The organism is Candidatus Pseudomonas adelgestsugas, from assembly GCF_004124255.1.
GTDB classification, from domain to species: domain Bacteria; phylum Pseudomonadota; class Gammaproteobacteria; order Pseudomonadales; family Pseudomonadaceae; genus Aquipseudomonas; species Aquipseudomonas adelgestsugas.
The window spans coordinates 788,103-815,049 of the sequence record NZ_CP026512.1 but is presented as its reverse complement, the minus strand read 5'-3'; the positions used below and the strand labels follow the sequence as shown (position 1 = coordinate 815,049).

The 26,947-nt window shown below is 39.3% G+C and carries 14 protein-coding genes and 1 tRNA gene; 7 read left to right on the top strand and 8 right to left on the bottom strand.

The features are described 5' to 3' along the window. Window positions 1–237 precede the first annotated feature (237 nt). On the bottom strand, window positions 238–1,005 hold the full coding sequence (gloB, locus tag C3B55_RS02205; protein ID WP_129211077.1) for a hydroxyacylglutathione hydrolase: 768 nt from the start codon (window positions 1,003–1,005) through the stop codon (window positions 238–240). A gap of 72 nt (window positions 1,006–1,077) precedes the next feature. On the opposite strand from gloB, the gene C3B55_RS02200 reads away from it, so the two are divergent. From C3B55_RS02200 to dnaQ, 3 genes are all read left to right on the top strand, one after another. Next, window positions 1,078–1,842, top strand: coding sequence for a class I SAM-dependent methyltransferase (locus C3B55_RS02200; RefSeq protein ID WP_129211075.1), 765 nt, complete (start codon window positions 1,078–1,080; stop codon window positions 1,840–1,842). Between the two features lie 86 nt (window positions 1,843–1,928). Then, window positions 1,929–2,381: a ribonuclease HI gene (rnhA, locus tag C3B55_RS02195; protein ID WP_129211073.1), complete on the top strand. Its 453-nt coding sequence runs from the start codon at window positions 1,929–1,931 to the stop codon at window positions 2,379–2,381. A gap of 61 nt (window positions 2,382–2,442) precedes the next feature. Further along, window positions 2,443–3,198, top strand: coding sequence for a DNA polymerase III subunit epsilon (dnaQ, locus tag C3B55_RS02190; RefSeq protein ID WP_129211889.1), 756 nt, complete (start codon window positions 2,443–2,445; stop codon window positions 3,196–3,198). A gap of 2,689 nt (window positions 3,199–5,887) precedes the next feature. On the opposite strand, the gene C3B55_RS02185 is transcribed toward dnaQ, so the two are convergent. From C3B55_RS02185 to pnuC, 4 genes are all read right to left on the bottom strand, one after another. Next, a complete protein-coding gene (locus C3B55_RS02185; protein WP_129211071.1) occupies window positions 5,888–6,382 on the bottom strand; it encodes a DUF934 domain-containing protein in 495 nt (164 codons plus the stop codon). Further along, on the bottom strand, window positions 6,366–8,024 hold the full coding sequence (locus C3B55_RS02180; protein WP_129211069.1) for a nitrite/sulfite reductase: 1,659 nt from the start codon (window positions 8,022–8,024) through the stop codon (window positions 6,366–6,368). The genes C3B55_RS02185 and C3B55_RS02180 overlap by 17 nt, the downstream gene beginning before the upstream one ends. Window positions 8,025–11,956: 3,932 nt before the next feature. After that, window positions 11,957–12,520 carry an AAA family ATPase gene (locus C3B55_RS02175; protein ID WP_129211067.1) on the bottom strand — a complete coding sequence of 188 codons (564 nt, stop codon included), beginning with the start codon at window positions 12,518–12,520 and terminating at the stop codon, window positions 11,957–11,959. Next, entirely contained in the window at window positions 12,517–13,080 is a 564-nt protein-coding gene (gene pnuC, locus C3B55_RS02170; RefSeq protein WP_129211065.1) for a nicotinamide riboside transporter PnuC, read from the bottom strand. Before pnuC ends, C3B55_RS02175 begins: the two co-directional genes overlap by 4 nt. A gap of 1,005 nt (window positions 13,081–14,085) precedes the next feature. Between pnuC and C3B55_RS02165 the strand changes: the two genes are divergently transcribed. Both C3B55_RS02165 and C3B55_RS02160 read left to right on the top strand, forming a co-directional pair. Beyond that, window positions 14,086–14,916 carry an undecaprenyl-diphosphate phosphatase gene (locus C3B55_RS02165; protein ID WP_129211063.1) on the top strand — a complete coding sequence of 277 codons (831 nt, stop codon included), beginning with the start codon at window positions 14,086–14,088 and terminating at the stop codon, window positions 14,914–14,916. Window positions 14,917–15,465: 549 nt separating this feature from the next. Next, window positions 15,466–15,828 (top strand): histone-like nucleoid-structuring protein, MvaT/MvaU family, encoded by a 363-nt coding sequence (locus C3B55_RS02160; protein WP_129211061.1) that lies wholly within the window; start codon window positions 15,466–15,468, stop codon window positions 15,826–15,828. Between the two features lie 586 nt (window positions 15,829–16,414). Here C3B55_RS02160 and ahpC read toward each other — a convergent pair. From ahpC to galU, 3 genes are all read right to left on the bottom strand, one after another. Then, window positions 16,415–16,978 carry an alkyl hydroperoxide reductase subunit C gene (gene ahpC, locus C3B55_RS02155; RefSeq protein ID WP_129211059.1) on the bottom strand — a complete coding sequence of 188 codons (564 nt, stop codon included), beginning with the start codon at window positions 16,976–16,978 and terminating at the stop codon, window positions 16,415–16,417. A gap of 728 nt (window positions 16,979–17,706) precedes the next feature. Further along, a complete protein-coding gene (gorA, locus tag C3B55_RS02150; RefSeq protein ID WP_129211057.1) occupies window positions 17,707–19,065 on the bottom strand; it encodes a glutathione-disulfide reductase in 1,359 nt (452 codons plus the stop codon). 100 nt (window positions 19,066–19,165) lie between these two features. After that, complete coding sequence (galU, locus tag C3B55_RS02145; protein ID WP_129211055.1) at window positions 19,166–20,005, bottom strand: UTP--glucose-1-phosphate uridylyltransferase GalU; 840 nt, start codon at window positions 20,003–20,005, stop codon at window positions 19,166–19,168. 2,499 nt (window positions 20,006–22,504) lie between these two features. Here galU and C3B55_RS02140 point away from each other — a divergent pair. Together C3B55_RS02140 and nfuA are read left to right on the top strand one after the other, a co-directional pair. Continuing rightward, a tRNA-Leu gene (locus C3B55_RS02140) sits at window positions 22,505–22,588 on the top strand. A gap of 2,180 nt (window positions 22,589–24,768) precedes the next feature. After that, window positions 24,769–25,353 (top strand): Fe-S biogenesis protein NfuA, encoded by a 585-nt coding sequence (nfuA, locus tag C3B55_RS02135; RefSeq protein ID WP_129211053.1) that lies wholly within the window; start codon window positions 24,769–24,771, stop codon window positions 25,351–25,353. Window positions 25,354–26,947 lie beyond the last annotated feature (1,594 nt).

The following is a 26,947-nucleotide window of genomic DNA, read 5'->3' as shown; positions in this document are numbered from 1 at the left end:
GAATACTTGCTTAAATAAGATATTTAGATATCCAAATAAATTTTTGATTAATCCTTACATCAGTATCTAGTTATGCGCCCTAAGTTAGATTGCGCAACAAAAAATATCGATTCACAGCCTGGCGCTTGCGTCGCAAACACAACTAACATTACATGTTAAGCTGAGTATAGCAATGCGTTTTAGAGGTGCCTAAGCTCCAATTCACCATTTAGAAACTTAGTATCAGGTTATATCTGTTTAGAACTTATCTTTCCATGCCCTCAGGCTAGTAAATACCTCAACTCCAAAACGGTTATTAAAGCTGCTCCATTCGTCAGCTTTTTGTTTAACGGATATTTCTGCAGTACGTAAAAAAGGATTAGTACGTTTTTCTAGTGCCAAATTAGACGGCAGCGTCACTTTACCGCGAGCTAGTAATTTTTTGACATTTGTGACACGTTCAGCAATATCAGCATTATCTGGCTCCACTGCCTGGGCAAACTTCAGATTACTTTGTGTGTACTCATGAGCACAGTATACTAATGTATTGGCTGGCAGAGTAGCCAGTCGCTGTAACGACGAGTACATTTGTTCTGGTGTGCCTTCGAGTAGACGCCCGCAGCCGGCAGCAAATAGGGTATCGCCACAAAAAAGCACGCCTTGATGATAATAAGCAATATGACCCAGAGTATGGCCTGGTAAACTATAAATGTCGAAATCCCAGCCGAGTATGGAAATACGATCATTATTCTGTATTGCGACATCCCACGTCGGAATCTTCTCGTTTGCTGGGCAATAGACTTTAGCGCCAGTTATGATTTTAAGTTGTTCAACACCACCGACATGATCATAATGATAGTGGGTAATTAAAATATCGCGCAGCATCCAGGCTGGATTTTGCGCAAGCCATGCCAGTACTGGAGATGCAACGCCTGGGTCAACTACTGCGCAGTGTTTAGTTTTTAGGTTTTTTAATAACCAGAGGTAGTTATCGGTGAAAGCGGGTAGGGCACTGATCTGTATCATCACTTCGATTCGCTAATCTCAACATATTTATACATCTTATATCAGTAACGTCTAAGCGAGTTGGAGAATGTAATGACTGATAAAGCGTTCGCCCAGGTCAATCCTGAGTGGCTGGCTCTAATTAGCGCAGCCCATGAATGGCTGGCTGGGCCGATCGGGAAATTTTTATTAGATGAAGAGAGGCGTATGCTCGAAGATGAGTTAAGCCGATTTTTTGGTAGCTACCTAGTGCACTATGGCCCGTCCTCACAGACGCTACCTGTTACAGCGCAAGTGCAACATAACGTTTACCTGGGGGCACCATTACCTGGAGTCGAAATTGTTTGCGAGGAACAGGCCTGGCCGTTAAGGGAAAATGCTGCCGACGTAGTGCTATTGCAGCATGGCCTTGATTTCTGTATATCGCCCCATGGCTTGCTGCGTGAAGCCGCAAGCAGTGTGCGCCCTGGCGGCCATTTACTCATTATCGGCATTAACCCATGGAGCAGTTGGGGCTTACGCCATTTGTTTGCTCATGATGGTATGCGTCAAGCGCGATGCATCTCGCCGTCGCGGGTAGGCGACTGGCTGAACCTGCTGAACTTTGCGTTAGAGAAATGTCGCTTCGGGTGCTATCGTCCACCGCTTGAATCAACTAAATGGCAATACCGTTTAGTTGGCTGGGAACGCAGATTGAGCGTCTGGCAATTGTGTGGTGGCGGTTTTTATTTACTGGTGGCCAGAAAAATCGGGGGCGGGCTACGACCAGTGCATCAAGTACTGCGCCAACCAATAGCTAATCTAGTGCCAATACTGATGCCGATACCAAAGGTAAATCGCAAACAGAACTTGCTGTGAATCACATTTGATTGCTTTCAAAGTTTTTTAGCCTCCAGGATACTTTCTATCACTGATTAATATCGCGTTTTGATGGATTGTAATAAATGACCGATACCGTAAAACTTTTTACTGACGGTGCCTGCAAGGGAAACCCTGGCCCCGGTGGCTGGGGCGCCTTGCTTGTATGCAAGGGCGTGGAGATGGAACTGTGGGGTGGCGCAGTCAACACGACCAATAACCGTATGGAGCTGATGGGTACCATTCGTGGCCTAGAAAAACTCAAGCGTCGCTGTGATGTACTATTAGTGACTGACTCACAGTATGTGATGAAGGGCACTAATGAGTGGATAGCCAACTGGAAGAAACGTGGCTGGAAAACCGTAACTAAAGAGCCAGTAAAGAATGCTGACCTGTGGCAATTGCTGGATGAGCAGTGCAATCGTCATAATGTTATATGGAAATGGGTTCGTGGACACATCGGATATCTAGGCAACGAACGCGCAGATCAGTTAGCTAACCGTGGCGTGGATGAATTGCTTTGCTATAAGCAAAAATAAGCCAGTTGACGTGTTAATATCGCACCATTTGAAATACATCTACGTTAAGAGTTAAACCATGATAACTAGCCGATCTGTTGTGCTTGATACTGAAACCACTGGCATGCCGGTGACTAATGGTCACCGGATTATTGAAATAGGTTGCATAGAATTGATGGATCGCCGTCTTACTGGACGTCACTTTCACGTTTACCTGCAACCGGATCGTGATAGTGATCAGTGCGCAATTAACATTCACGGCATCACCGATAAATTTCTCAAGGGCAAGCCACGCTTTGCCGAAGTAGCCGACGAGTTTTTCAACTTTCTCAATGGAGCTCAGCTGATCATACATAACGCAGCGTTTGACGTTAGCTTTATTAATAACGAATTTGCACTGATAGGTCAGACTGACCGTGCAGATATTTCCCGGCACTGCTTGATCCTAGATACTTTGATAATGGCTCGTGAGCGCCACCCAGGCCAGGCTAACAGCCTGGATGCTTTGTGCAAACGCTATGGAGTCAATAACTCTAGCCGCGAGTTACATGGCGCTTTGCTTGACTCAGAAATCCTTGCCAACGTTTACCTAACTATGACAAGTGGGCAGACCAGCTTATCCCTCTCTGGCAATACCTCAGATAGCGACTACTCTACTAAAGGCTCAAGCAACCATCCTTCAGAAATCCAGCGGCTGCCTAAAGATCGTCTCCCAACTCCTATAATTTATGCCAGTAAGCAGGAGTTAGCCGAACATTCAGCACGACTGGAGGCAATTTCCAAGTCGGCTGGTACGATGGCGTTATGGACACAGCTAACGCAGAAATCACTTAATTAACTGTGGTTAAAAGACCTTGTGAAGTTGATAAATCAGCGCTCACAACTAGTTCTACCTATCATCAGCAAAATATTGATTCGCCAAAAGGCAGACAGCATTACTGGTTGCCTGCTTAAAAGCATGTAGCTAGAAAACTAAAACAAGATACTGAAACTATATTGTCTACATTCGGTTACGCTGAAAGCAACAATAAAATTTCACTAATACTCTATAACAGAAGATTAAATCTAGTTCAACGAACTGCGCTAGTATCCTTGGTCTATTCGAAAATACTACGTTGCCTTTCAAGGCCGTAGTTGCAGTATGATACTAAATCTAATGCCTACTGGGGCACATACCTAAGCCAATAACTGCAGTGTAGGATTATAGCACTAACTACGATATAGTAGGCATTCCAACAGTTATTATTAGCAAAAAAACACGTTGCGATTTAGATTTATTAATATCAGCGCTGAAGATGTTATCTTCGTTCTGTCACGCCAAACAATGGGCAGAAAATGAAAGCTTAACAGCAATTACGTATTCTTTGTAATGAAAAACAAGTAGACAGCTAAAAAGCTTATATAGCACTCCAAAGTATGCGCAATAACTTTAATGGATCGACACAACCATGCCATACTTGTTGCCAGGAATACAACAAGCTTGTAGGTGATCAACTAAAATCCAGGTGAACGAATTCAGCACAAGTCTATCCTTGCAAAAAAAATTAAAATAAACCATGAGCTCATAGCCGATTTTCGTAAGTGAAGATGATGATTAGCTGCTAACTCAACTTACAATAATCTGTACTACAGCAGCCTAGCTTATTAAATACTAAATAAGCACTTCATAGAACTACCGAGTTATTATATATCAACGAAGTCGTAAACTTTATTTTTTTAGCGCTTATTAGTTAGCCTACGCCAACATAGTACTACTGAGAACTGTTAATTTTTTATCTGGCAACTATTATTAGCTATTAATATTGGTTAACTGATTAAGGTGGATTAAACAATATATTTGCATGGTGTAAGGCACTGCTTTAACAGTGCAGCACATAATCTTTATATTAATCGCCAAGTCTACATACCAGTAAAACCTTCAGTGAAGGCTGGATGTTTTATATAGCAGTGAGTAGCAAGTTTTTTGTAAGAGCTCGAGCTAACGATAAAGAAGACCTAGCTCTATTCCTTTCGCTTGTACTTTTCTAAAAGATAAATGCTTGAGTAGTTTTTTGTGAATAATACCGTATCATCAAATGATGTGTTATATATTATTCCGCAATCTAACTGTTCTATGTTTATCCAGTTAAAGAATCACATAGATATAAATTCATAGTTGGCCAGTACTGGTGTAGCGCATATGTGAGCAAGCCTGGGTATGAATAATCATTCAATGTTGTCGCCTCGTGCTACTTACAATCTGTATTCGTCAATTATATTTATTAATATACCTTATATACTAATAACTAGTGGTCGTACTTATGTAGTACGGGTAACGTGTTTAATGAGGGGGACATGTTAAAATAGACTGCCTTTTTGATAAGCATTTTTGATGTTTCTTGGTTTGCTGAAAAGCAAACATGACTGCAATAATGCATATATCTTCTCATACCCCAAAACATGATCAGTCCAGGTGATTAATCACAGCGTTTTAAGTAGTTAAAATAAGGATGTTCCCTACCTTCTATGACTTATGCACATAATATGTATAATATTAAATGTAGATATACTCGAACCGACAAATGACGTGTACCTTTTGGTTTCCATGTATAGTTACAATTTAAAAGTTTAAAAAACCACTATCAGTACTCAAGATTACATCTTCACCAACAAACTAAGTAAACATGCCACATACTATAAGCATACGGCCAATTATATTTTAGTGATTACACGAAGTCATCTAAGAATGAGTAAGCTTTTTTTCGATGCATCTGTGATAAGTCTTATAATTTGAACTTAGAAGTAATACGAGATAATCTCGTTGACAGTAGTAATAATTTTCACATTAAACTAAGTGTGTAGCTTTACTTGTATATAGCCATAACACTACCGTTAAGCCGTGGGCAAAGCTGCTTGTTACACAGCTACATAAAATTTATCGCTACCATATGTAATCCATCTGAGATGCTATAGATCTTTTCAATCCATAAATAGGCGTAATATGTACAGTGTAGACACATGGTCTTACGTGTGTCTTCCGATTTTATCAATGATATATCGCTGTGAATCACTCACCAGCATTGCAAAGCCATAATTAAAACTTGCTAAGCGTATGGCACAGTTAGCCAGTATAAAGGTGGACCTACCCATGGTTAGTAGACCTGTTTAATACAGTGACTACAATTTTTTTAAATAGCTCCTACAGATGAACTGTATTCAAAATATTTTAGGCTAAAATCAGAGGAATGAATTTATGCTGCAATATTAACATTAACACATGACTGCTATAGCAGTCTGGCAAAAACGCGCAGAAGTTGTCAAGTAGTCTACAGTACATGCCTTACTGGACAATGCAAAGGTATCTGACAGATATCAGATTAAGTTAATTATCTATATTTTTCAGTTAGATTAAATACTCCTACTCAGTAAACGATCAGCTAAATTATAGCGAATATTTATATCCATTAGGTATAATTATTATATCATGCTGGTAAGTTATTTACCAAAAAACTATGATATGCCTAGATTTTAATTATTTTGCATCAAACTTAACGACGACGAAAAAGCGGCAACGGCTCATATGTAGCAGATTGGTACATTACCGAGAAATCTTTAAAGCTTTTTAGTGCTTCATATGGGTCTTTATCAGCACGCAAAGCAAAAGCATCGAAACCACAACGGTGCAAATAAAACAACTGATCACGCAGTATGTCGCCAATTGCTCGTAGCTCACCTTTAAAGGCGTAACGATCACGCAGCAGGCGTGCGTTAGAGTAGTTGCGTCCATCAGTGAAAACAGGAAAATTTAGAGCAATAACCTGGAATTGCTCCACGTCACAACTGATTACTTCAGCTTCTTCATCGGCGTCTAACCATACACCTAGACTCCCATAACGAGCCTTCAGGGTATTAGCGTATTCACACCACATAGCTAACGGCACGATAAGGTTATCGCAACTAGAAATACTATCAAAGCTAGCGCCTTTTGGCAGCAAGTGCCAGTTTTCATTGAAAACTGTGTTATTCTTAATGATTCGTTGCATAGACGCGCTCCTTGAATAAATCTATACCGATACGGCGATAGGTGTCGATAAAACGCTCATCTTCAGTGCGCTGCTCAATGTATACGTCGATTAGCTTACTGATTACCCCAGGCATGGCTTCCTGGGCAAAAGATGGACCAAGGATCTTACCCAGGCTTGCATCTCGACTAGCACTTCCACCAAGGGATACTTGGTAAAATTCTTCACCTTTTTTGTCTACGCCCAGGATACCAATGTGACCAACGTGGTGGTGACCACATGCATTCATGCAACCGGAAATATTTAAGTCCAATTCACCGATGTCAAATAGGTAGTCCAGATCATCAAAACGGCGTTGAATTGACTCAGCAATAGGTATTGATTTTGCATTGGCAAGTGAACAAAAATCGCCACCAGGGCAACATATAATATCGGTCAGTAGGCCGATATTAGGCGTGGCGAAACCACCTTCACGCAACTCGCCCCACAAAGCAAACAGTTCGCTCTGTTCAACATCTGCAAGGATGATATTTTGTTCGTGAGAAGTGCGCAGTTGGCCAAAACTATAGCGGTCAGCCAGATCAGCGGCAGCGTCTAACTGTTTATCAATGATATCGCCAGGAGCCACACCGGTAGGTTTAAGCGACATGGTTACTGCCACGTAGCCAGACTTTTTATGAGTTAGAGTGTTACGGATGCGCCAACTAGCGAAATCTGGATATTGTTTATCGATGGAGGCAAATTCCGTATCCTGATTCGTCAGTATCTTGTACTGAGGGTTGATAAAGTGCTTAGCTACTCGATGCACTTCAGCTTCGGTTAAGGTAGTATAGCCGCCACGCAAATGTTCCATTTCAGCATCGACTTTCTGAGCAAATACATTAGGCGTTAGCGCCTTAACCAAAATTTTAATCCGTGCTTTATACTTGTTGTCACGACGACCATAACGGTTATAAACCCGTAAGATAGCATCGAGATAGCTCAACAGTTCCTGCCACGGCAAGAACTCGTTGATAAATACGCCAATCACTGGAGTACGGCCTAGGCCACCACCCACTAGTACACGGAACCCAAGCTCTCCAGACGCGTTATGTACTGGCTCTAGACCAATGTCATGTACCTCTATTACTGCACGATCCGTGGTTGAGCCATTAATGGCAATTTTAAATTTACGTGGTAAGTAAGCGAATTCAGGGTGGCAGGTGGTCCACTGGCGTACAATTTCGCACCATGGCCGCGGGTCAATTAATTCATCATAGGCAACACCGGCGAATTGGTCTGTAGTTACGTTGCGCAAACAGTTACCGCTAGTTTGAATCGCATGCATTTGCACGGTAGCTAGCTCAGCTAGAATATCCGGCACGTCTTCCAGCGCAAGCCAGTTAAATTGTATGTTCTGCCTGGTGCTTATATGGACATAGCCCTTATCAAAGTCGCGGGCAATCTTAGCCATCATGCGCGTCTGGCGCGAAGTTAATTGACCATAAGGTACAGCAACCCGCAACATAGGCGCAAAGCGCTGAACGTAAAGACCATTTTGCAGGCGCAGAGGGCGAAACTCTTCCTCGCTCAATTCACCGGATAGATATCGTTTGGTCTGATCACGGAACTGCTTGACACGGTCTTCGATGAGGCGCTGATCATATTTGTCGTATACGTACATATAGGTATTTTCTCAGTAAAATCTACGCGTACGTAGACGCTAGCTCAATGGAGTTAGGATGTAATACTATTTTAAATGTATGCGTAAAAGTCATATATAAATTTATATAAATAACTAAATTGATTAATAATAATTAGTAGCACAATAATAACGTTTATCATAAAGGAAAGCATGAACTTTACTATATTTATATCTTTGTACAATCACTAATCAAACCGATCAACCTAACATCATCATTAATATTTGTACCATTATATTTTTTATCATCCTGATGGTCATGACTTACGTCCTTTAAATGACATACTATAAAAAGTTTTTTAACCTCTATTGATTATCGCGTTGTCAACATGAATAGTTGCTTAAAATTTATGTCATAAACAAACATATTAAAAGTTCTTATTACGCATATGTGCATATTGCTAAAATCAATGGCCAAAACAATGTTAGTGGTATATCTCACAGTTGAGATATACCACTAAAACTTTCTGAGCTAAACTACGCGCAATTAATATAGGCTACCGCAAAGATATCAGCTTAAAGTTATGCATGCGTTATTCCAAGTGTAACCAAAACATTAGTATTGACAAGGCTTATAAAACGATGCAAGCTAGCAATAGCTAGTGCCAAAATCACTAGGTGTTGGTCGATAATAAATACATAGCACTGTAAATTCTGAGCCTTGAGCAAGTCGCAGAATGAAGCTATTGATTGTGAACAATACGTTACTTAATGACCAGTTATCTAATACTCACTGAGCTGCTACTTAGGTATAACCACCTACAAGTTGTGCCAGACGACTTTCTTGATCTATTAAATATTTATGGCGCCAGAATACCCCCCTTAGCCACATAGAGACGCAAGCGCCGTTCAAGTGTCTTGTCTATGATTGTTAATCAACAACTTACTTAACCGTTGAGAAAGCTTTAAGTGTTCCTAGCTAATCAACGCCAGTCTGGCATAACGCTATAAGCAGTTTAGTCGCAACCGTATCCAGAGTGACCAATATACGGTTTGCGTCTGCAACTTGTTTAATTAATGATTTAATCGTGAAGAGTCGCTGCACTGGAAACTTGCAATAGCCTTAAGCTTTATACTGTATGCACATTTTTTTCACGTACAGTATATTCGCTTAGAAATTTACCCGTTATGGTCAGCACTTAACTTATAATCAGACTAGTATCAACAAAACCATCACTCCACAGACCAGGAGATACTGGACACTTATAGTAATTACTACTTACGATCTTCAGCGAATACCTTATACGTTAGCATTTCGCTGTTATGCTTATTGTGGATCAGTATTATTGGCTAGCCTAGCCAGGCTGAGGTGGATTAATTTATATGAGAGTTTGGCTAGTCTCTTGACTGAGTATGTCTGGTACGCTGGTCTAGCCATCCTGTAGACATAATAATGCTTTCTGAAAGAATTTTAAGGTTAGCTAGAGCGCGGCATTATTAACACTATCGGGAACCTGTATGGCTTATTGACAGCGCTGCCGCAATAGTTTTTTATAAAAACCTGTACCAATACAATCCATCTTTATGGATTTACTAGTAGTAAATAGCTATAGTATATCCGGTAACCTCAATCTGTTTATCCGAAAAAAACTGCTGAGTACCTATTGCTAAGGCATGTACAACCTCTCACACTAGAGCACTTTTTGTTGTTAGTCTTGAAGATTCACCTTGTAACCTGTTTAGTGTAGCTAGAGGTAAATATTTATGACTGATCGACTAATCTAGTTTATATAGACATAATTAGTTGACTAAAAACATGCCGCTACTTTTACTAGTTTAGTAAAAGTAGCGGCATGTTTTGTTTGATGTAAAACCAGATGTAAACAGAATAGATATTCTAATTAAAGCAATATTATTGCAATTCACATTTTCGCAGTAGCGAGACAACCTTATTTCAGCGTTTTACTAATAGCTCTCGCAAAAGATTTCCTATTCAATTCTAACGCTAGCAATTGTGAGCCATCTTTAATTTATAGCGCGCTGTAGATTTAGGTGCTACAAGTTGATGCCGCTAAATCATGCATTACACTTTGAACTAGAACAGCGACCCCCCCTTTAGCGAGGTTAGCGTATTTTAGGAATTACCATTCCAATATATGGTGCAGACTTCTGAACAGTCTACCATATGCCTGCGGCATTAGCAAATACTCCAACAAAGTATGCAGACATCAAGCGACATCTTTAATAGCGTTGTACTTATCTATGAGATTACAAACAAGATGATGGTATCTAAAAAGATGTGTGAACTTAACTCATCGTACAAAGCCCACACAAAATTACGTGCTTATTGTGCATGATAATGATGAAGTAGCGACAAGTCACTAAAATATTACAGTATTGCACAACTAATCAATGAATACCACTAGCTTACAAGTGATCAAATTACTAATAACGGTGCCCGTCAAATCCTGTTCTAAGCTGACAACATAACCAATCATTTCACTAAGCAGCAACATTATGGTGTTGAACACCAGGCAAGCTCATAATCTAAATTTTGCGTATCAATGGAGAGTATATTTTGGACTGATAATAATCTATTCGTTTGCTATTAAAATCTAATTTTTTATCACTTGGTTGCTAGTCGCTGATAATTTACTGATCACTGACGTAGCCTATTTACTATTGTGCATGGCTAGCGTTTAAATTTTTTTAAATGTGCAGCATTGCATTTATCTATTTTGTACTAGATGCAAAAGTTTGCACACGTATTTTAACGTTAATATCAAGCTAATTTGTACTGCAGTACATGGATTACCATAATATTAGCTATGTGACTTGCCGGCAGTTTGAGGCGTTGCACAAACTACACATTATCTTTGTAGCAGTTAATTAATCCCATAATTCTGGCTATCTGTGTTGGCTATTGACATTTTAGAGTAGATATTATAATCTATACAATTTATCAAACGGCTCAGCCGGCATATTGATGTAGTGGTAGGCAATATGTAACACTGAAGATTTGCGGTCAGCGCTGTAGCAAAATAAGCTGCAGGTTCAGTAGCGCACATATTACTTTTAATGGCTTAAAAGCAAAGAATCGTGCTTTAAATCAGTTAGTATGCTAGTGTATACTGGTCAAAAGGTATTTAGATACGCTCGCAGCGTTTGTCTATGCCAGCACAGATCAGCCTAGTATGCCAAACAAAATCACCATACCCAATTAGAAATAATTGCTACCAGCTACATAAATATTGTAAAAGTAGCCAATATTAACTAGATTTATATCTATTGACTACTTAGTCACCAATCTTGCTGAATAGCAGCAAGGCAACTTTTCCAATAACTTAGCTAGTCGATAAAAACAAGTTAGCACGTGGCCGTGCAACACAGTTTTGCCAGAATACAGCTAACTAGGTATATCATGTATATAGTGATGTTGATGTAATCAAAGGTATATGGCAAAGTAACAAAACACTTTGCGAAAGAATTTATAAAGTATATTGTGTATTAATTATGTCATTCACTATAGTCGTAAGCTTAAACAGATAAGCAGCCTTCTTTTAATATTTTTTTCATAGCAAAGTAGCACGGTCTCTGCTAGGTGGGGCAATTTCAAAAAAAGCTATATGTAGCTAGAATAATCTTCGTATTGTAGAAGACCAGCCTATATGATAGCCGAGCTTTTATATACACCACCAGTATACAAACCTAAGGTTTGTACAAGACAGTTCTTTTATAGCGCTATTCTTAGCATAATACCAACGCAGACAGGTAATGTACCGATCTTGGATATATCACTGCATTATATTAATCATCAGCACTGCTGACTTTCTTACCGAAGCCGAATATCTTTATATCCGGTAGGCTAAATAAGCTAAAGGCAGTCTAGCTCGCTCCTAACTTTGCCATACTTAATATATTCAAATATCTAGAGATATTAGCACCCAAGGTTAACTACAACCAGTTATTACAGGCTACACTGGGACACATTTTTTCTTAGCTGAGCGCTTTAGCGTACTACTGAGTAGCTGTTCAACTGCAGCAAACGCAATAGCGCTGCGCTCTTCCCAGTTGCCGCAAATCAGTACAACTGGCTGCTGATGCTGCTTGATCCAGTTCAGGCTTCCATGAAAAAATGTGCGGCGATCTGTCAGTTCAGGCTGACAGCGCTGACCGTCAGCTGTCCATTCTACATCATCAGGAGATAACAGCAGATGCAGATCATAGTACCTAGCTAGCAGCTCATCGTCCAGCCATGCTGGGTAATAGCCGAACAAGGTTTGGCCCCACAGCCTATTATTCAACAGGTGTGTATCAAGAATTAATAAAGCAGGCTGCTCAGCGCGAGCTGTATCTTCCCAACCTAATTGGCCACGCGCTATCGCCGGTACGTCTGCTAGAGTAATATCACGTTGGTAATACTCGATAAAATATCGAGCGTATTCACCGATCATTAATCCACCGAAATGAGTATGTAGCTCCTGTGCTAGCCAACTTTTACCACTTGATTCAGGGCCGACTAGTACAACTACTTTCATGCTTCTAACACCGAACCGGCACGCCACTCACGCCAACCATGCACCGCAATGAAAGTAAAAAGTGCGTACAGTGTGCTGGTCAAGTATAGGCCATTATAAAGGAACAGCCAGAAAAAGATTACGTCTACGGTAATCCATAATGGCCAACATTCCACATGTTTTTGCGCCATCCATATTTGTGCTACCAGGCTAAAACCGGTCAAAGCAGCGTCAAGCCATGGTTGCGCAGCATCAGTCCAGTTGGCCATAGCAGCGCCTAGTAGCAGGCTAAACAAGGTACTGCAGGCGAGACTGACCATAACTCCTAGCCAGCCTAGATTAGTGACTTTACGCCCTTGTTTAGCCTCACTCACACAAGTCCATTGCCACCAGCTGTATAGTTGCAGGCCAGCGTAGACTAATTGCAGCAACATATCTGAATAAAGTTTTACTTCGAAGAAGACCCAAACATAGATTAAAACCATCACCAGGCCAACTGGCCAACACCAAGGGTTTTGTTTGACCGTCAACCAAACAGAGATTACCCCAAGAGCGGCGGCGAATAATTCAAGTCCGGACATAGTGGTTCCCTGGGCAAACTAAAAAGCTGGATGATTGCAACTAAAGATAAGCAATTTTCAAACTTGGCCAGCTAGCTAGTGTAGAATAAAGCTAGCCAATCATATTACGTTCTGATTAATGTTTTTGCTATATCTCTACTTGTTGAAAAATAATTCTGACAAATGAAGTATTACAGGTCATTGGTTTCTTTAATGCTGAACCAATACTAGCCATGCCTGTACGAGCTTGACTGATTTTCCTAATGATCACTTTCAAGGCACGAAGACTGTCTATGTACGATCGTATACTGGCAACTACACTGCATTGATTACTACAGCAAAACGACTTCAGCTAGCACTAAAGTTAATGCTCAGCTTTGTGAATCATCAGCCCCAGCGCGTTAATATACACCCATAACCAGCCAACTACCTGACGCAGTGTGTTTATGGATATCAAATGTGCAAATTAATCGCTTCTATTACTTGCAAATAATGTCACTAACATGGCTATCACAACGTGATAAATACCTAGATCAATCAGTTTAGGCGCTCTACAAATGGGCTCGGCATACAGTATGCAGATACTATCTGCGTACATACTAAAGTTGATCATCCAGTCTTATGATACTTTGAATGTAAATCCTCGATAGTTAGTAATGCCAGTGCTCTTAGTTTTAGCAAGGATCAAGAGTGTTTCTTGAAAACAGCAGAATAGTCCATGTTAAGGATAACTGAGAGGTCTTAGCTCTCAAGTTTAAAATTAGCCACTTACATGATCACCATAGGGATCAATTAGTTCTCATTCTATGCTTGTATATAATTATGTGCCGCATCAATAGCTCTGATTGACCAGATAAACTATTAGTCTATACTCAAAAAAATCTGAGCGTTACTTGATTTTTTAATATTTTTTTGAGCACAGATTGTACAACAATTAATATTATGTCTTCGGCATATTCGCTTAAGTGCGCCACCCAAAAAGATGGGCAAAGACCATGCCACAGCGCATAATCTTTTGAGGATAACATGAATTTTTGGGTCATCATACAGGCATTAATTCTTGGTGTAGTGGAGGGGCTAACAGAGTTCCTACCAATCTCAAGCACCGGACACCAAATTATCATTGCCGAACTGATCGGTTTTGAAGACAAACACTTCAAACTGTTCAATATTATTATTCAACTAGGCGCAATCTTAGCTGTTATATGGGAGTTTCGACGTAAGATCCTAAATGTAATACTTAGTTTACCAAACCAACGCAATTCTCAACGTTTGACAGTTAACTTGATCGTTGCGCTATTACCAGCAGTCGCACTTGGAATGATTGTTATCGACCTAATGAAGCATGACCCATTCAGTCCTATTATCGTAGCAATTACACTTGTGGTAGGTGGTATGATCATGTTATGGGTCGAGAGCCGCCAACATTTAGTTCACGCTAAAACGGTGTATGATATCACTTGGAAAGATGCGCTCAAAGTCGGCGTAGCGCAATGCTTTTCTATAATTCCTGGTACCTCGCGTTCTGGTGCCACTATTATCTGCGGCTTACTGAGTGGCCTGTCACGTACAGCTGCCACCGAGTTTTCTTTCTTTTTAGCCATACCGACTATGATCGGTGCAGCTGTGTATTCGTGTTACAAATACCGTGACCTATGTCAACAGGATGCTTTGCCATTGTTCGCCATAGGATTTGTCGCCTCATTTATCTTTGCGATGATGACGGTCAAAGCCTTACTCAAGTTTATTGCTAGCCATAGCTACGCGGCGTTTGCATGGTATAGGATTGCGTTTGGTTTGATAATCTTGACTACTTGGCATTTTGGATGGATTAACTGGACAACTGTTTTACCATAAATATTCAGTCGTCTTTGAGTGGTTGTGAAACGTAGATATGCTTTGGTCAGCACTGATAGGATATTGCGGTCAAAGCTAAAATTCATTAATTACCAGGCAAATACTTTATGACAAAGTATATAGTTATTATGTTAGACAATAATTTAGGCAATCATGTTACTGCATCAAATATAATGCTAAATATTTATAGATTGACCATCGTTTAGTCAAGAAAAATTTCTATATACATTTGCACTCTCACAGCATATTCTTGACCGCATCACAATGCAAATATATAGGTGGTATAAAATATAGATTTTATACAAAAACTATCCGTTTGGCGGAACATGATACCATGACCTATTCATTAAGTGATAAGCTACCTACTTACATAACTAGATACTACCTGACATTAAATTATTTTATTTCACTAGGCTATAATTTACTCGCGCAACATTAACAGCCACACCTTTTACCTATGCTGCTCCTTTTGATCACCTTAAAGCTTGTAGTCTTATGCGCTTTATCTGCAGTTAACCATCAGCCAACCACATTATTGGAGTATAGATCTTGTCCAGACTAGCCGAATTTCGTGCAGTAAAAAAAGCCCTTCAAGAACAGTTGGCCAAGCTTGAATCATTGAAGAAAGATGCTGGCTTGCAGAAAGAAATTGAATTCGAAGAAAAACTACAAGACTTAATGAAATATTACAGCAAAAACCTGTGCGATATTATTTCTATCCTTGAGCCTAGTTATGGCAAAGCCAGTACCGCTACCATCGCATCAAAACAGCGCAACATACGTGTTGTTAAAGTGTACCACAACCAGCATACAGGTGATCTAATTGAGACTAAAGATACAAACCATCGCGGCCTGCAAGCATGGAAAGAACAGTATGGCGCTGCCATTGTAGATTCTTGGTTGTGTGGCTGATCAAAAGGTAATGTACATTATAAAATGTACTGTTCCATTTTCGATAATGACATAAATAATTTTTTACCGGCATCAGAATAGTTAAATATAGTAGTGTGCTCTAATGGGGCATATATGCTCATTCATAACTAATATAAAATTATTGTAGTATGCATGTTTTGTGATGCCTATTTCGTGATTTTTTTGATTGAAAGCGTTTAGCACGTGGCTTATTGATTACTAATTTTGTATAGGATACATGCAAACCATGTCTGAAGCTTACAACAAAAAGCTACACGCATCATTGCCATAAGTGTTCAGGTCTGCTCTGTATAATAGACTGCCTATGGTCCTGCAAAAAAGTATTTCCTAAGACCTTACATCGTCATCAAGAAATATGCAGACATTAATAAGCTGGGCAGGATCACTGATGCCAAGTATCACTTTGACTAAGCTTTTAGATTAGCACCTCACATACGGGAAAGTTTTCTATCCATCCAGTTTAGCACATAAAAAAGCCATAGCAAATCCTGCTATGGCATCTTGAGGAAAAATCATAGATTAATGAGTATTATGGCATATAGCCTTAATTAAAGTCTTTGCATACTTAAATCTTGCCGACTAGGTCTAGAGACGGAGCTAGAGTAGCTTCACCTTCTTTCCACCTGGCTGGGCACACCTCGCCGGGGTGTGCAGCTACGTACTGCACAGCTTTTATTTTACGTAGCAGCTCAGACGTGTCACGGCCAACACCGCCGTCACTCAACTCTACAGTCTTGATCTGACCTTCTGGGTTAATGACGAAAGTACCACGTTCTGCTAGACCAGTTTCTTCTATTAGTACGTCAAAGCTACGGGAAATGGTTAGAGTTGGATCACCGATCATGGTGTACTGAATTTTGCCGATAGCTTGTGAAGTTTTGTGCCAAGCAGCATGGGCAAAATGGGTATCAGTAGAAATACTATAAATTTCAACACCAAGTTTTTGGAATCCGGCATAGTTATCAGCTAAGTCCTCTAGTTCAGTTGGGCACACGAAGGTAAAATCAGCCGGATAGAAGAAAACTACAGACCACTTACCTTTCAGGTTAACATCAGTTACTTCTACGAAGCTGCCATTTTTAAATGCAGTAGCCTTAAACGGTTTAACTTGGCTATTGATAAGAGACATCGTTGACTCTCCGTTATTGGTTGATAAATTCATATTTTGAATTATACTTGTTTTTTAATCTTTTAGTCTATGACTCATTGATAAGTCTGATATTAATGATTTATTTTGCATATAAAAGCTAGGTTAAATAGAAAAAAGGCTAAGATCGATAGCCAGGTTGCTATGCTTATCTTAATAAAAAATATCTCTTAAACATAGCACATAGTAGATTTTATGTTGTTTCAATCAAGTTAACCAATTAGTAATCTTTAATTATAGACAGTGAAGTTTCTTCCAGTCCAGATCGCTACAGCAGTCAACTGCACGGAATACAAGACTGCATAACAAGCTACTAAGGATAGCAGCTCTTTTTGATGTGATCCTGATAGCTTTGGATGTACGATAAATGTCAGATGATGCTAGCGCCGATATAACCTGCTACATAATTTATATGTAGGATACGAAAAGAATCACAGAGAAAGTCACGCCAAAATCCAATAAACCCAGGACATAGCGTCTATCTTATATAGAGTATAGCAATCGCTATTTATTGTAAGCTATAATTTAATATCCTGGCCGCTTATGCTAGCTAAAAATTGGCTAGCATTTAAGAATAACCTCACAGTAAATCTGGTATTACAGCAAAAATTAAGTAAATAAACTACACCTGGGAACACCTATAGGTTACTCTGCTATTAAAATTAATGACGACTGGTAAATAATCACTAGCAGCAATATTAGTTTACTGATCAGGCAACCATAGGCGTACGCATGGTAACGAACTCTTCCGCTGCAGTTGGGTGTACACCAATAGTTTCATCAAAATGTTGCTTTGTTGCGCCAGACTTCAGCGCGATCGCTAAGCCTTGAATGATCTCTCCAGCATTTGGCCCAACCATATGGCAGCCCAAAACTTTGTCTGTATCGGCGTTAACTACTAGTTTCATCAAGGTTTTTTCTTGGCAATTAGTTAAAGTAAGATTCATAGGCCGAAAGCGGCTTTCGAATATATGCACTTTATGACCACTATTTTTCACCTCTTCCTCAGTCTGACCAACAGCGCTAATATTTGGCTGGCTAAATATTACAGTCGGAATCATCGCATAATTCACTGGACGGTACTGCTTGGGCCTAAATAGACGGCGCGCTACCGCCATGCCTTCAGCCAAAGCCACCGGCGTTAGTTGCACACGACCAATGACATCACCAATGGCTGAGATCGATGTTTCAGTAGTCTGGTACATGTTATCCACCTGTACAAAACCACGCTGATCTAGTTTAATACTAGTATTTTCCAGGCCCAGATTATCCAGCATCGGACGACGTCCGGTAGCGTAGAGCACACAATCAACTTCTAGTATACGGCCGTCTTTTAGTGTAGTTACTAGACTGCCATTCGCTTGCTTGTTGATGCGCTCAACATCAACGTTGAATTTTAGGTCGAGACCACGCCTGGTCAACTCTTCCCTCAGGTGCATACATACCGAGTTATCAAAACCACGCAGGAAAAGGTCACCTCGATACAGTAGGGTAGTTTGTGCGCCTAAACCATGGAAGATGCCTGCAAACTCAACGGCAATATAACCACCGCCTACTACTAATACGCGTTTAGGTAATTCTTTAAGAAAGAACACATCATTAGAATTAATGACGTATTCACATCCTGGAATTCTTGGAATATTTGGCCAGCTACCAGTCGCGATCAAGATGTGTTTAGTGGTAAAAAGTTTGCCATTCAACTCTACCTGATGCGGATTCATCAAGCGTGCATGACCTTTATGTAGGATAACACCACTATTAGTCAATAAGTTGCGGTAGATACCATGCAAGCGGTTAATTTCACGGTTTTTGTTTGTGATCAAAGTTGCCCAATTGAAATTTACTTCATCTAAAGACCAACCAAAACTGCTAGCCAACTCAAAGTATTCAGCAAAATATGCACTATAAACTAATAGTTTTTTTGGTATGCAGCCAACGTTTACGCAAGTACCACCTAAATAGTGGCTTTCTGCTATCGCTACCCTAGCGCCAAAACCTGCAGCAAAACGCGCTGCACGAATACCGCCAGAACCGGCACCAATTACATACAAATCAAAATCATAAGCCATGTTACTTTCCTGCGTAAAAATATCAAGATACTAACTTGCTGGACTTAAAAATAAAAAAATCACAAGAAGACTAGACTTTGAAGCAAGTCAAGCACGTGCATCAGTAAGCTTGGTTAGCTTTATAAAAGTATTTATAACAAAAGTTAATTGCTTCAATATATCCTTCGGCACCGCCGCAGTCAAAACGGCGGCCTTTAAATTTATAAGCAATTACGCAGCCGTTTTTTGCTTGCCTCAGCAACGCATCAGTGATCTGAATCTCACCGCTTTTGTCTGGCTTAGTTTCTTCGATTAATTTAAAGATATCCGGCGTTAGAATATAGCGACCAATGATTGCTAAATTCGAAGGAGCATCTTCTAGTGCTGGTTTTTCGGCCATGTGACGCACGCGAATCAGGCCATCGCTGATGTAATCGCCAGCAATAATACCGTACTTATTGATTTCCTGCGGGTTAACCTCTTGAATCGCAACGATGGTACAGCGGTACTTTTGGTACAAGTTAACCATCTGGGTTAGTACGCCTTCACCTGTTACGTTAACACATAAATCATCAGTCAAAACTACGGCAAATAGTTCGTTGCCGATCAGTGGTCGGCCAGTTAGGATCGCATGACCAAGTCCTTTTATCTGAGTTTGACGGATATATGAAAACGAACACTTGTTGAGTAGCTTGCGGATACCGGTCAGGTATTTTTCCTGATCAGTGCCCTTGATCTGGTTTTCTAGCTCATAGCTAATATCAAAGTGATCTTCCAATGCATGCTTACCACGACCAGTAACAATAGAAATTTCGCTCAAGCCGGCATCGAATGCTTCTTCAACGCCATATTGAATTAGTGGCTTGTTTACCATGGATAGCATTTCTTTAGGTATAGCCTTAGTGACTGGCAAGAAGCGAGTGCCGTAACCGGCTGCTGGAAACAAGCATTTCTTAATCATCAGAGTCTTGACAAAAGGATACATGTACGTAATATAGCGCAGTTGAATAAAGCTCACCTAAGCCTATAATGCGCTTTATACCTAATAGGCGCTGCGATATTATTGTAAATAATATGTAAGTAGGTTCCGCAAAAAAAACTAATAGTTCACATTACCAATGTGAACAATAAAGCACTTTAAAACCATGAATAATTATAGTGAGCTTTTCGCTTCTAGGCGCTGATTAGTAACAACTTACCTTCCCTTTACTCATTTATCTTTACCATGTATTAAGTGCTTCAATGTACACTACGTGATTAATAAATATTGAAACTACAATAACTGCACCGCCACCTACTTTGCACAGTATACAAAGGGCTATCAATTAATCAATTTCTACAGCGACACTACCATCAGTAGTAACTATCAGATTATTTTCTGCTAATATGTGAGCTCAAGCATACAATTTATGCTGATCGTTATGCTGATTGTCTATCATACACAAGATACAAAAATAAGTCAACATCTTTGAGATGTATATCAAACCCAGATCATGATGAGTTTTTATGCGTTAACGTATGCTAAAATATGAGCGCTAAATTATAAGTTTATGGTTCACTTAAAAAGTATTGTTTTGTATAATGACAATACTTTTTAAGTGAGCTTTATACACATATTATAATATTTATTATTCATGAGTCGTGTCATTTAATTCCTAAAGCTGATATTCAAATATAATTATCCTTATGACTCACGATATTATATAAATACATAACTAAACTAACTAATTAACTAACTACATCAACTATGACTATAGTTTAAATGCTATCTCTAGTTGCAATATAAATAGACATAACTATTCTTTTTAGATCTGTCTACTCACATGCTTATTTGATCAAGCTAAACTTTGGCAAACAGACCATTTGTGATATTATTCAGAGTAATTTTAATATTGTAACTAATGTCGATTCACCTTATAGGTATACCTTCGTCAGTTACTTTCGACTGGTAATCCAGCTTGAGGACGAGAATATTCTCGAACATAATCGCATTACCTTTGATTTGTGTAATATTATATGTGACTTCATTCAATAACTTTAGTTGGAATTAACTAGCAAAACCTACAAAGCAAGCTAAAACGCAGCCAGCTACTGATTAGTGTAAACATAGAAGAATGCACAATATTTGCAAAACTGATGCTGATGCAGTCAATCCATAATCATGACATTCCTGCAAGCAAACATTCATGGTTTATTTTCGGCGGTGGTAGCAATGATTCACTTGCGCTGCAAGATGCCTGCATAAATCTACATGTTAACAACAATACTAATATCGCCAATGAATTGGTTGGCATCATCTTTCTAAAAAACAACTTAATAGTTTTGTAAAGAAGGCGTACTCAAGAATTGAGCAATATCATAAAGTACCTAAATATTATCATTAGTTTTAACCTTTAAAACACGCCTTTAGCGTTGATAACCAGTGCATTTATCTAGTTTACGCCAATATCGATGCATCTGCCGCTATAAAGCCTGATGCAGCATATCTCCTAGCTAGATATGCTGCAAAACACTATAGACAAGAAATACCTAGCCAGACCACGCAAACTGAATGCGAAAAAATATCAACCTCTTCAAACAGTAGTATTGATTGCTCTAGCTAAAGGACATCGCAAGAGATGTTAACTATGCGCTTACCGATATATGAGTTGCCATTACGGTAAAACCAAAAAAAGTCCATAAACATGCTAAACGCTTGGCATAGATTGTGCCAGTTACAAATATTGATTCACTTGAGCAACTCATGCCTCAGCAGTGATATGAAGAATATTGGCAAGGAAAAATACTATAAATATAGCTTGTTGCCATATTTCATTAGCAAAACTATGTTAAATAGGAAGAAGATCAACGAAACTATTTCATAGTCATTAGTCATCCAACTTAACATACTCATCGCCTTACCAGTAGTAACTACGCCTCGACACTGGCCTGATAAGCCACAGCAAATAACATTTTAATGCCAGCCATAGCAAACTGCTTATGCAGGTTAGGGATATAATTCGCAAAAACAAACTCTACATGTACCCAGACTGGATTGACAAATACTATGGCTAGTCTGTTATTATGCGAATGCATTAAGCCAAGCATTGTTGCTTGCCAAGACTACGCTATCAAAGTAAATATACGTGAACTGATCAGCATGGTGTAGCAGCTCTATTAACAAGAAGCTTTGATGTGACCAAAAAACATTACTTTTACTAATCGGTAACGCGACAAGCTGGGGTGAAGCTGATGGGGTAATCTAAGTTAAAAGTGGAAGCACGCTCTAAATGCATAATACCAGTTTCTGATAAAAGCGATTTGGCGCCAACAAAGAACCTTAAGACTCAGCTAGGGCTTTTGTTTATATAGCCTATTTAACAAGTTATTTTAGCTCTATTTTAATGCTAAAATAGCAGCTATTGAACTTGCATCCCAATATATAAATCTATATACTCTAACCCCAGTTTACTGCTCTACCGCCCGAATGGCGAAACTGGTAGACGCATGGGACTTAAAATCCCCCGCCCCAAAAGGCGTCCCGGTTCAATTCCGGGTTCGGGCACTATGAATTTACTATAAATCTATACCTGGGAGCCAGTTACGCTCGACCTTAATAACAGATTCTCTTGCAGACATCTAACGTACCTGTTATTAATACGCATAAGAGCTTCTTGCCAATCTTTTCTATAAAGCTAATGGCCAACACATATTGTGAACGTTGATATTGAACTGTAAGGTATTTACCATTTGAAGGTAGCGTTACATTTACCCTTGTCGCCGCATTTTCTAACCTAGAACAACCTAACCGAAATCACTGCACGCGTGTCCTCATTAAGGTAGCAAGGTTGCAATAACTATAAGCATACAATAATTTATTAGCTAATATTATCGCTATAATATCAAGCATAGCTGATTTTACGCTTGATCGCGCGGCTAATCAGCCACTAAAGCTATTAAGCTCCTATGGTATTACTAAGATTTAGATTGTACAAATCTTTTGTCCTGGCTGGATTGTGCGCTCAAGCAAGCCAGATCTATATACTTTAATAGTCAACATACGACGTACTAGTTACCTTTAATGTTGGCGATAAATCCACTGCACACAGCAAGATTATAGGCTCGACTTCAGCATAGTCTAAATACATTAGATAGCTGCTTACTAGACAATTATAAATCTAGTCAATTACTTAAACCACCATGACACATGAATTGTTAGGGATTACTCTGTTAACTATAATAGAGTGTAGTAACAGATATCAGTAGCAAACAATAGCTGCTAATGATTTTATGCTCATATACTCGGCTAACGTTCCGACTCGTACCGCTCAATGGCTGCTGCAGTGAGGAGTCGTTTGGCTGCGTAGTTTTTTGTGCTGACAGTAACAATAAACTTACCAAACAGCTTCTGTAGCTAATCTGACCTAGCGTTAACCTGACGAATCAATGCTACTGCATTTAATGCAGCCCGTTACCCACAACTACCAGTGTTTATTACAACTAACTACTCAAAGTAGTTAACGTAGTTGTGCTTGCAGCAATACATATTACTATTGGTAGACCATCCGTGCTAACTCTAGAAATTTTATGAATCATAATTTAAACTTTCCTTGCAGCTCACCAATATCATATTTTAGTTTGATTTAAATCTGATTGGCGCGTGGCTATTTCAGCGCAATTAAAACGACCTCAACTCTAGCAATTATCTAAATTTGATATGCAACATTATTACCCTAGAAATACTAAATTTGTCATGTAAATGTAGCAGATCAGCAGGACAAAGTACGCTAAGAGAATTAGCGATCGTCTAGGTATATGCCGTAGCTATTAGTAGCGATAGCAGTACTTCCATGACCTGCCACTAGAATTGAACATTCTAGACATCAACTGCTGCAAAATTATTAGTTATCCTCTAGATGTATGTAAAAGTCATAAACTTTACGTAGGTTACGTTAAGAAAAAGTAGTGCACGCTATTGTCTTAGTGCTGCACGCCGTTCATTGCACCAGCTGATTTGATTCTGCGCTCTACCAAAAATAGACACGGCTGACGATAGGTGCTAGGTTAATATTGGATTATAGTAGATGTGACTACCAATATATCAATGTGCTAATGTAACTATTGTTTATAACTTCAGAAAATCCTGACAGGTACAAAGTATATCATACATTTAATGTCGATTGAGCCATAAACTGCGGTATGCGATTTTAACTACTGCTTGCCTTAAACTATCTTTATTATGTTGGCAGTTGCTGCTGTATCTTAATAGCTAGACCAAGCAAAAATTATAGCTACTACAGCTTAGATTTTCCGGAACTTTACTAAAGATTTATTATTTATTGGTATAACCGTATACTTTTCTAGAACTTGCCAAGTATGATGTTACTAGCAGTAGTATATGTGGCACTGGAGTGATTCTTTGCAAAACACTTTTATTCAAAGTACTCAGTGAGCATTTGTACTCAGTATACGTACTGCACTTAGTAGTGTTTTTAGCTAATAGCTATACTTACCAAGCACTTACGATAATAACCATTATACTGTACTGGCCGTGTTATGTGATGACCGTTTGTCCGTGTAATATAGACAGCTACTGATGACTAGAGCATAGTAGCTATGCTATTAATCAAAGACTAGTTTGATCAATAGAATAATGATTAGATGTTAATCTAATAAAAAACACACAGATTGTGCACCTTCATAGTAAATTAGCACAAAATTTTAGGAAGCCTCTGAGGAGTTTTCATGACTGCCATAACCATTACTGACGCGGCCCATGATTACCTGGCTGACCTATTGTCTAAGCAGAATACCCCAGGTATAGGAATCCGCATTTTTATTACCCAGCCAGGCACTCAATATGCCGAAACTTGCATTACTTATTGTAAACCTGGCGAAGAAAAATCTAAAGATATCGCTCTTAAGCTTAAAAGCTTCACGGTGTACATAGATTACTTCAGTAAAGTTTTTCTTAAGGAGGCGGTTGTTAACTATACTATAGATCGCATTGGTGGTCAGCTAACTATTAAAGCACCTAACGCTAAGGTACCCAGCATTACTGTCGACAGCCCTATCAACGATCGTATTAACTATTACTTGCAAACCGAGATAAACCCAGGGCTAGCTAATCACGGTGGCCAGATCAGCTTGATTGATGTAGTCGAAGACAGTATTGCCGTACTTAGATTTGGTGGCGGTTGCCAGGGCTGTGGCCAGGCTGATAAGACTTTGCGTGAAGGTATAGAGCGCACTCTAATAGAGCGTATTCCAGAGCTTAAGGGCGTCCGCGACATAACTGACCATGCACAGAAAGAAAATGCTTATTACTGAGCAAGATACTTATGGTGAATACGAACAGCGCCCACACTAGAAACGTCTTTACTGAAACAAGGCTATATTAATTTATAGCAGCTAGTGTATTACGCACATGCGCAGTATTTCTGGTCAATATATCCACTTCTGAATTGCGCAGTATATCGTTGACCGGCTGATTCAGCTGGTCAACTTAAACAGTCTTCATCTAGTTTAAGTTGACCGATTGCCCGTAAGCAATCGGGTAGTCTGTACCATAGTACGGCGACAAGCTCAACTGTGGTTTTCTTTGAGAAATGTACAGCAGAGCTATTTTAATCGCCAGCAATTATAGTGCAAGCAGACACCGTTGGCACGCTTTAAAACGATATTTACATAAAATCTAGACATAATCTAAATCTGCACAGGTTTGCTGCATTTTATAAAACTCAAAATTCTTAATTAGAGTTAAGCCTAATGTTAAATTATAAAGCTCTTATGCCCAACCACACAGATTCTTAAGGAACGCATCCTAGTTCTTCATAATAGGTATGGGCACCATAATTTATTGCTATCAGCTAGATAATAAGATTCATCGTAGTGTAGCAAGCATTTCGTTGACTAGCTAAGTAACATCAAAATCAACAACGACTAATTAATATTCATCCTATCCGTACATGCCTGGATACTAGCACCAATATTTTATATATTAACATGTTCAACACTACGCGTATTTTACGATTAATACTATACACATAGTTGACAAGCATGGCTCATGAATGTAACGTTAGAAACGTGTACGATTAGCGCGCAGGTTATCGATAAATTGCACTTCCAGCTGCTTATATATTTTCCAGTAAAGATCTAGCTAATTACTGGAGTAAGGTCAACAGTGACAGTAATAACCGTCAGAAGTGGTTAGAAGAGTTTCTCAATGAGATAATAACCTTGTGCCTTTACCTGATGCCTGTAATATAAGCCAACTACGACAATTGTATTGACTTACTAGCGCTAGCATAAATCATGGCCGCTCATTTTATAAAAAATATATAAGAAGCGTTAGCGTTATTTAACCATAAGTGCCATCACGCTCATGACTTAGGCTGGATACTTTATTATGTAAATGGCAAAAATAGACGTAAATATACTATATCGCTATTATAATTAGCATAACTCGCGATTGACGTGCATCACAACTAAAAATGGCTTAAGTAAATAAGCTCTTCATCTAGCGCTAATATATATTAGCAAAATGCTTTTATAGGTAGCGTGAACCTCGGTAATGCGCTCACGATTAACCAGTCAACGCGGCAAATCTAAAGTACCGACATGCATAATTAGAATCAACCCAATCTTAACAATTAGAGGCGCGAGTATCTTGCGCCGGATGTCATCATCAAGCTAAGCGAAACAGAAACCACCAAAAGACAGACTGATCAATGCTAATTAAGCCTTGCTAGAAAACATTATTACTTTTAACGGATCAATATAAACTAAACATTGCTTATACATTGGATGGTCGGTGCTTGGAATACCGTAATTACAAGATTCTTATCGAAAAGCATCTAATTTATAGGTAATTATACAAGGTCGTACTTTGAGCCTTAACATACATGTTTAACTTTTTGCTGCA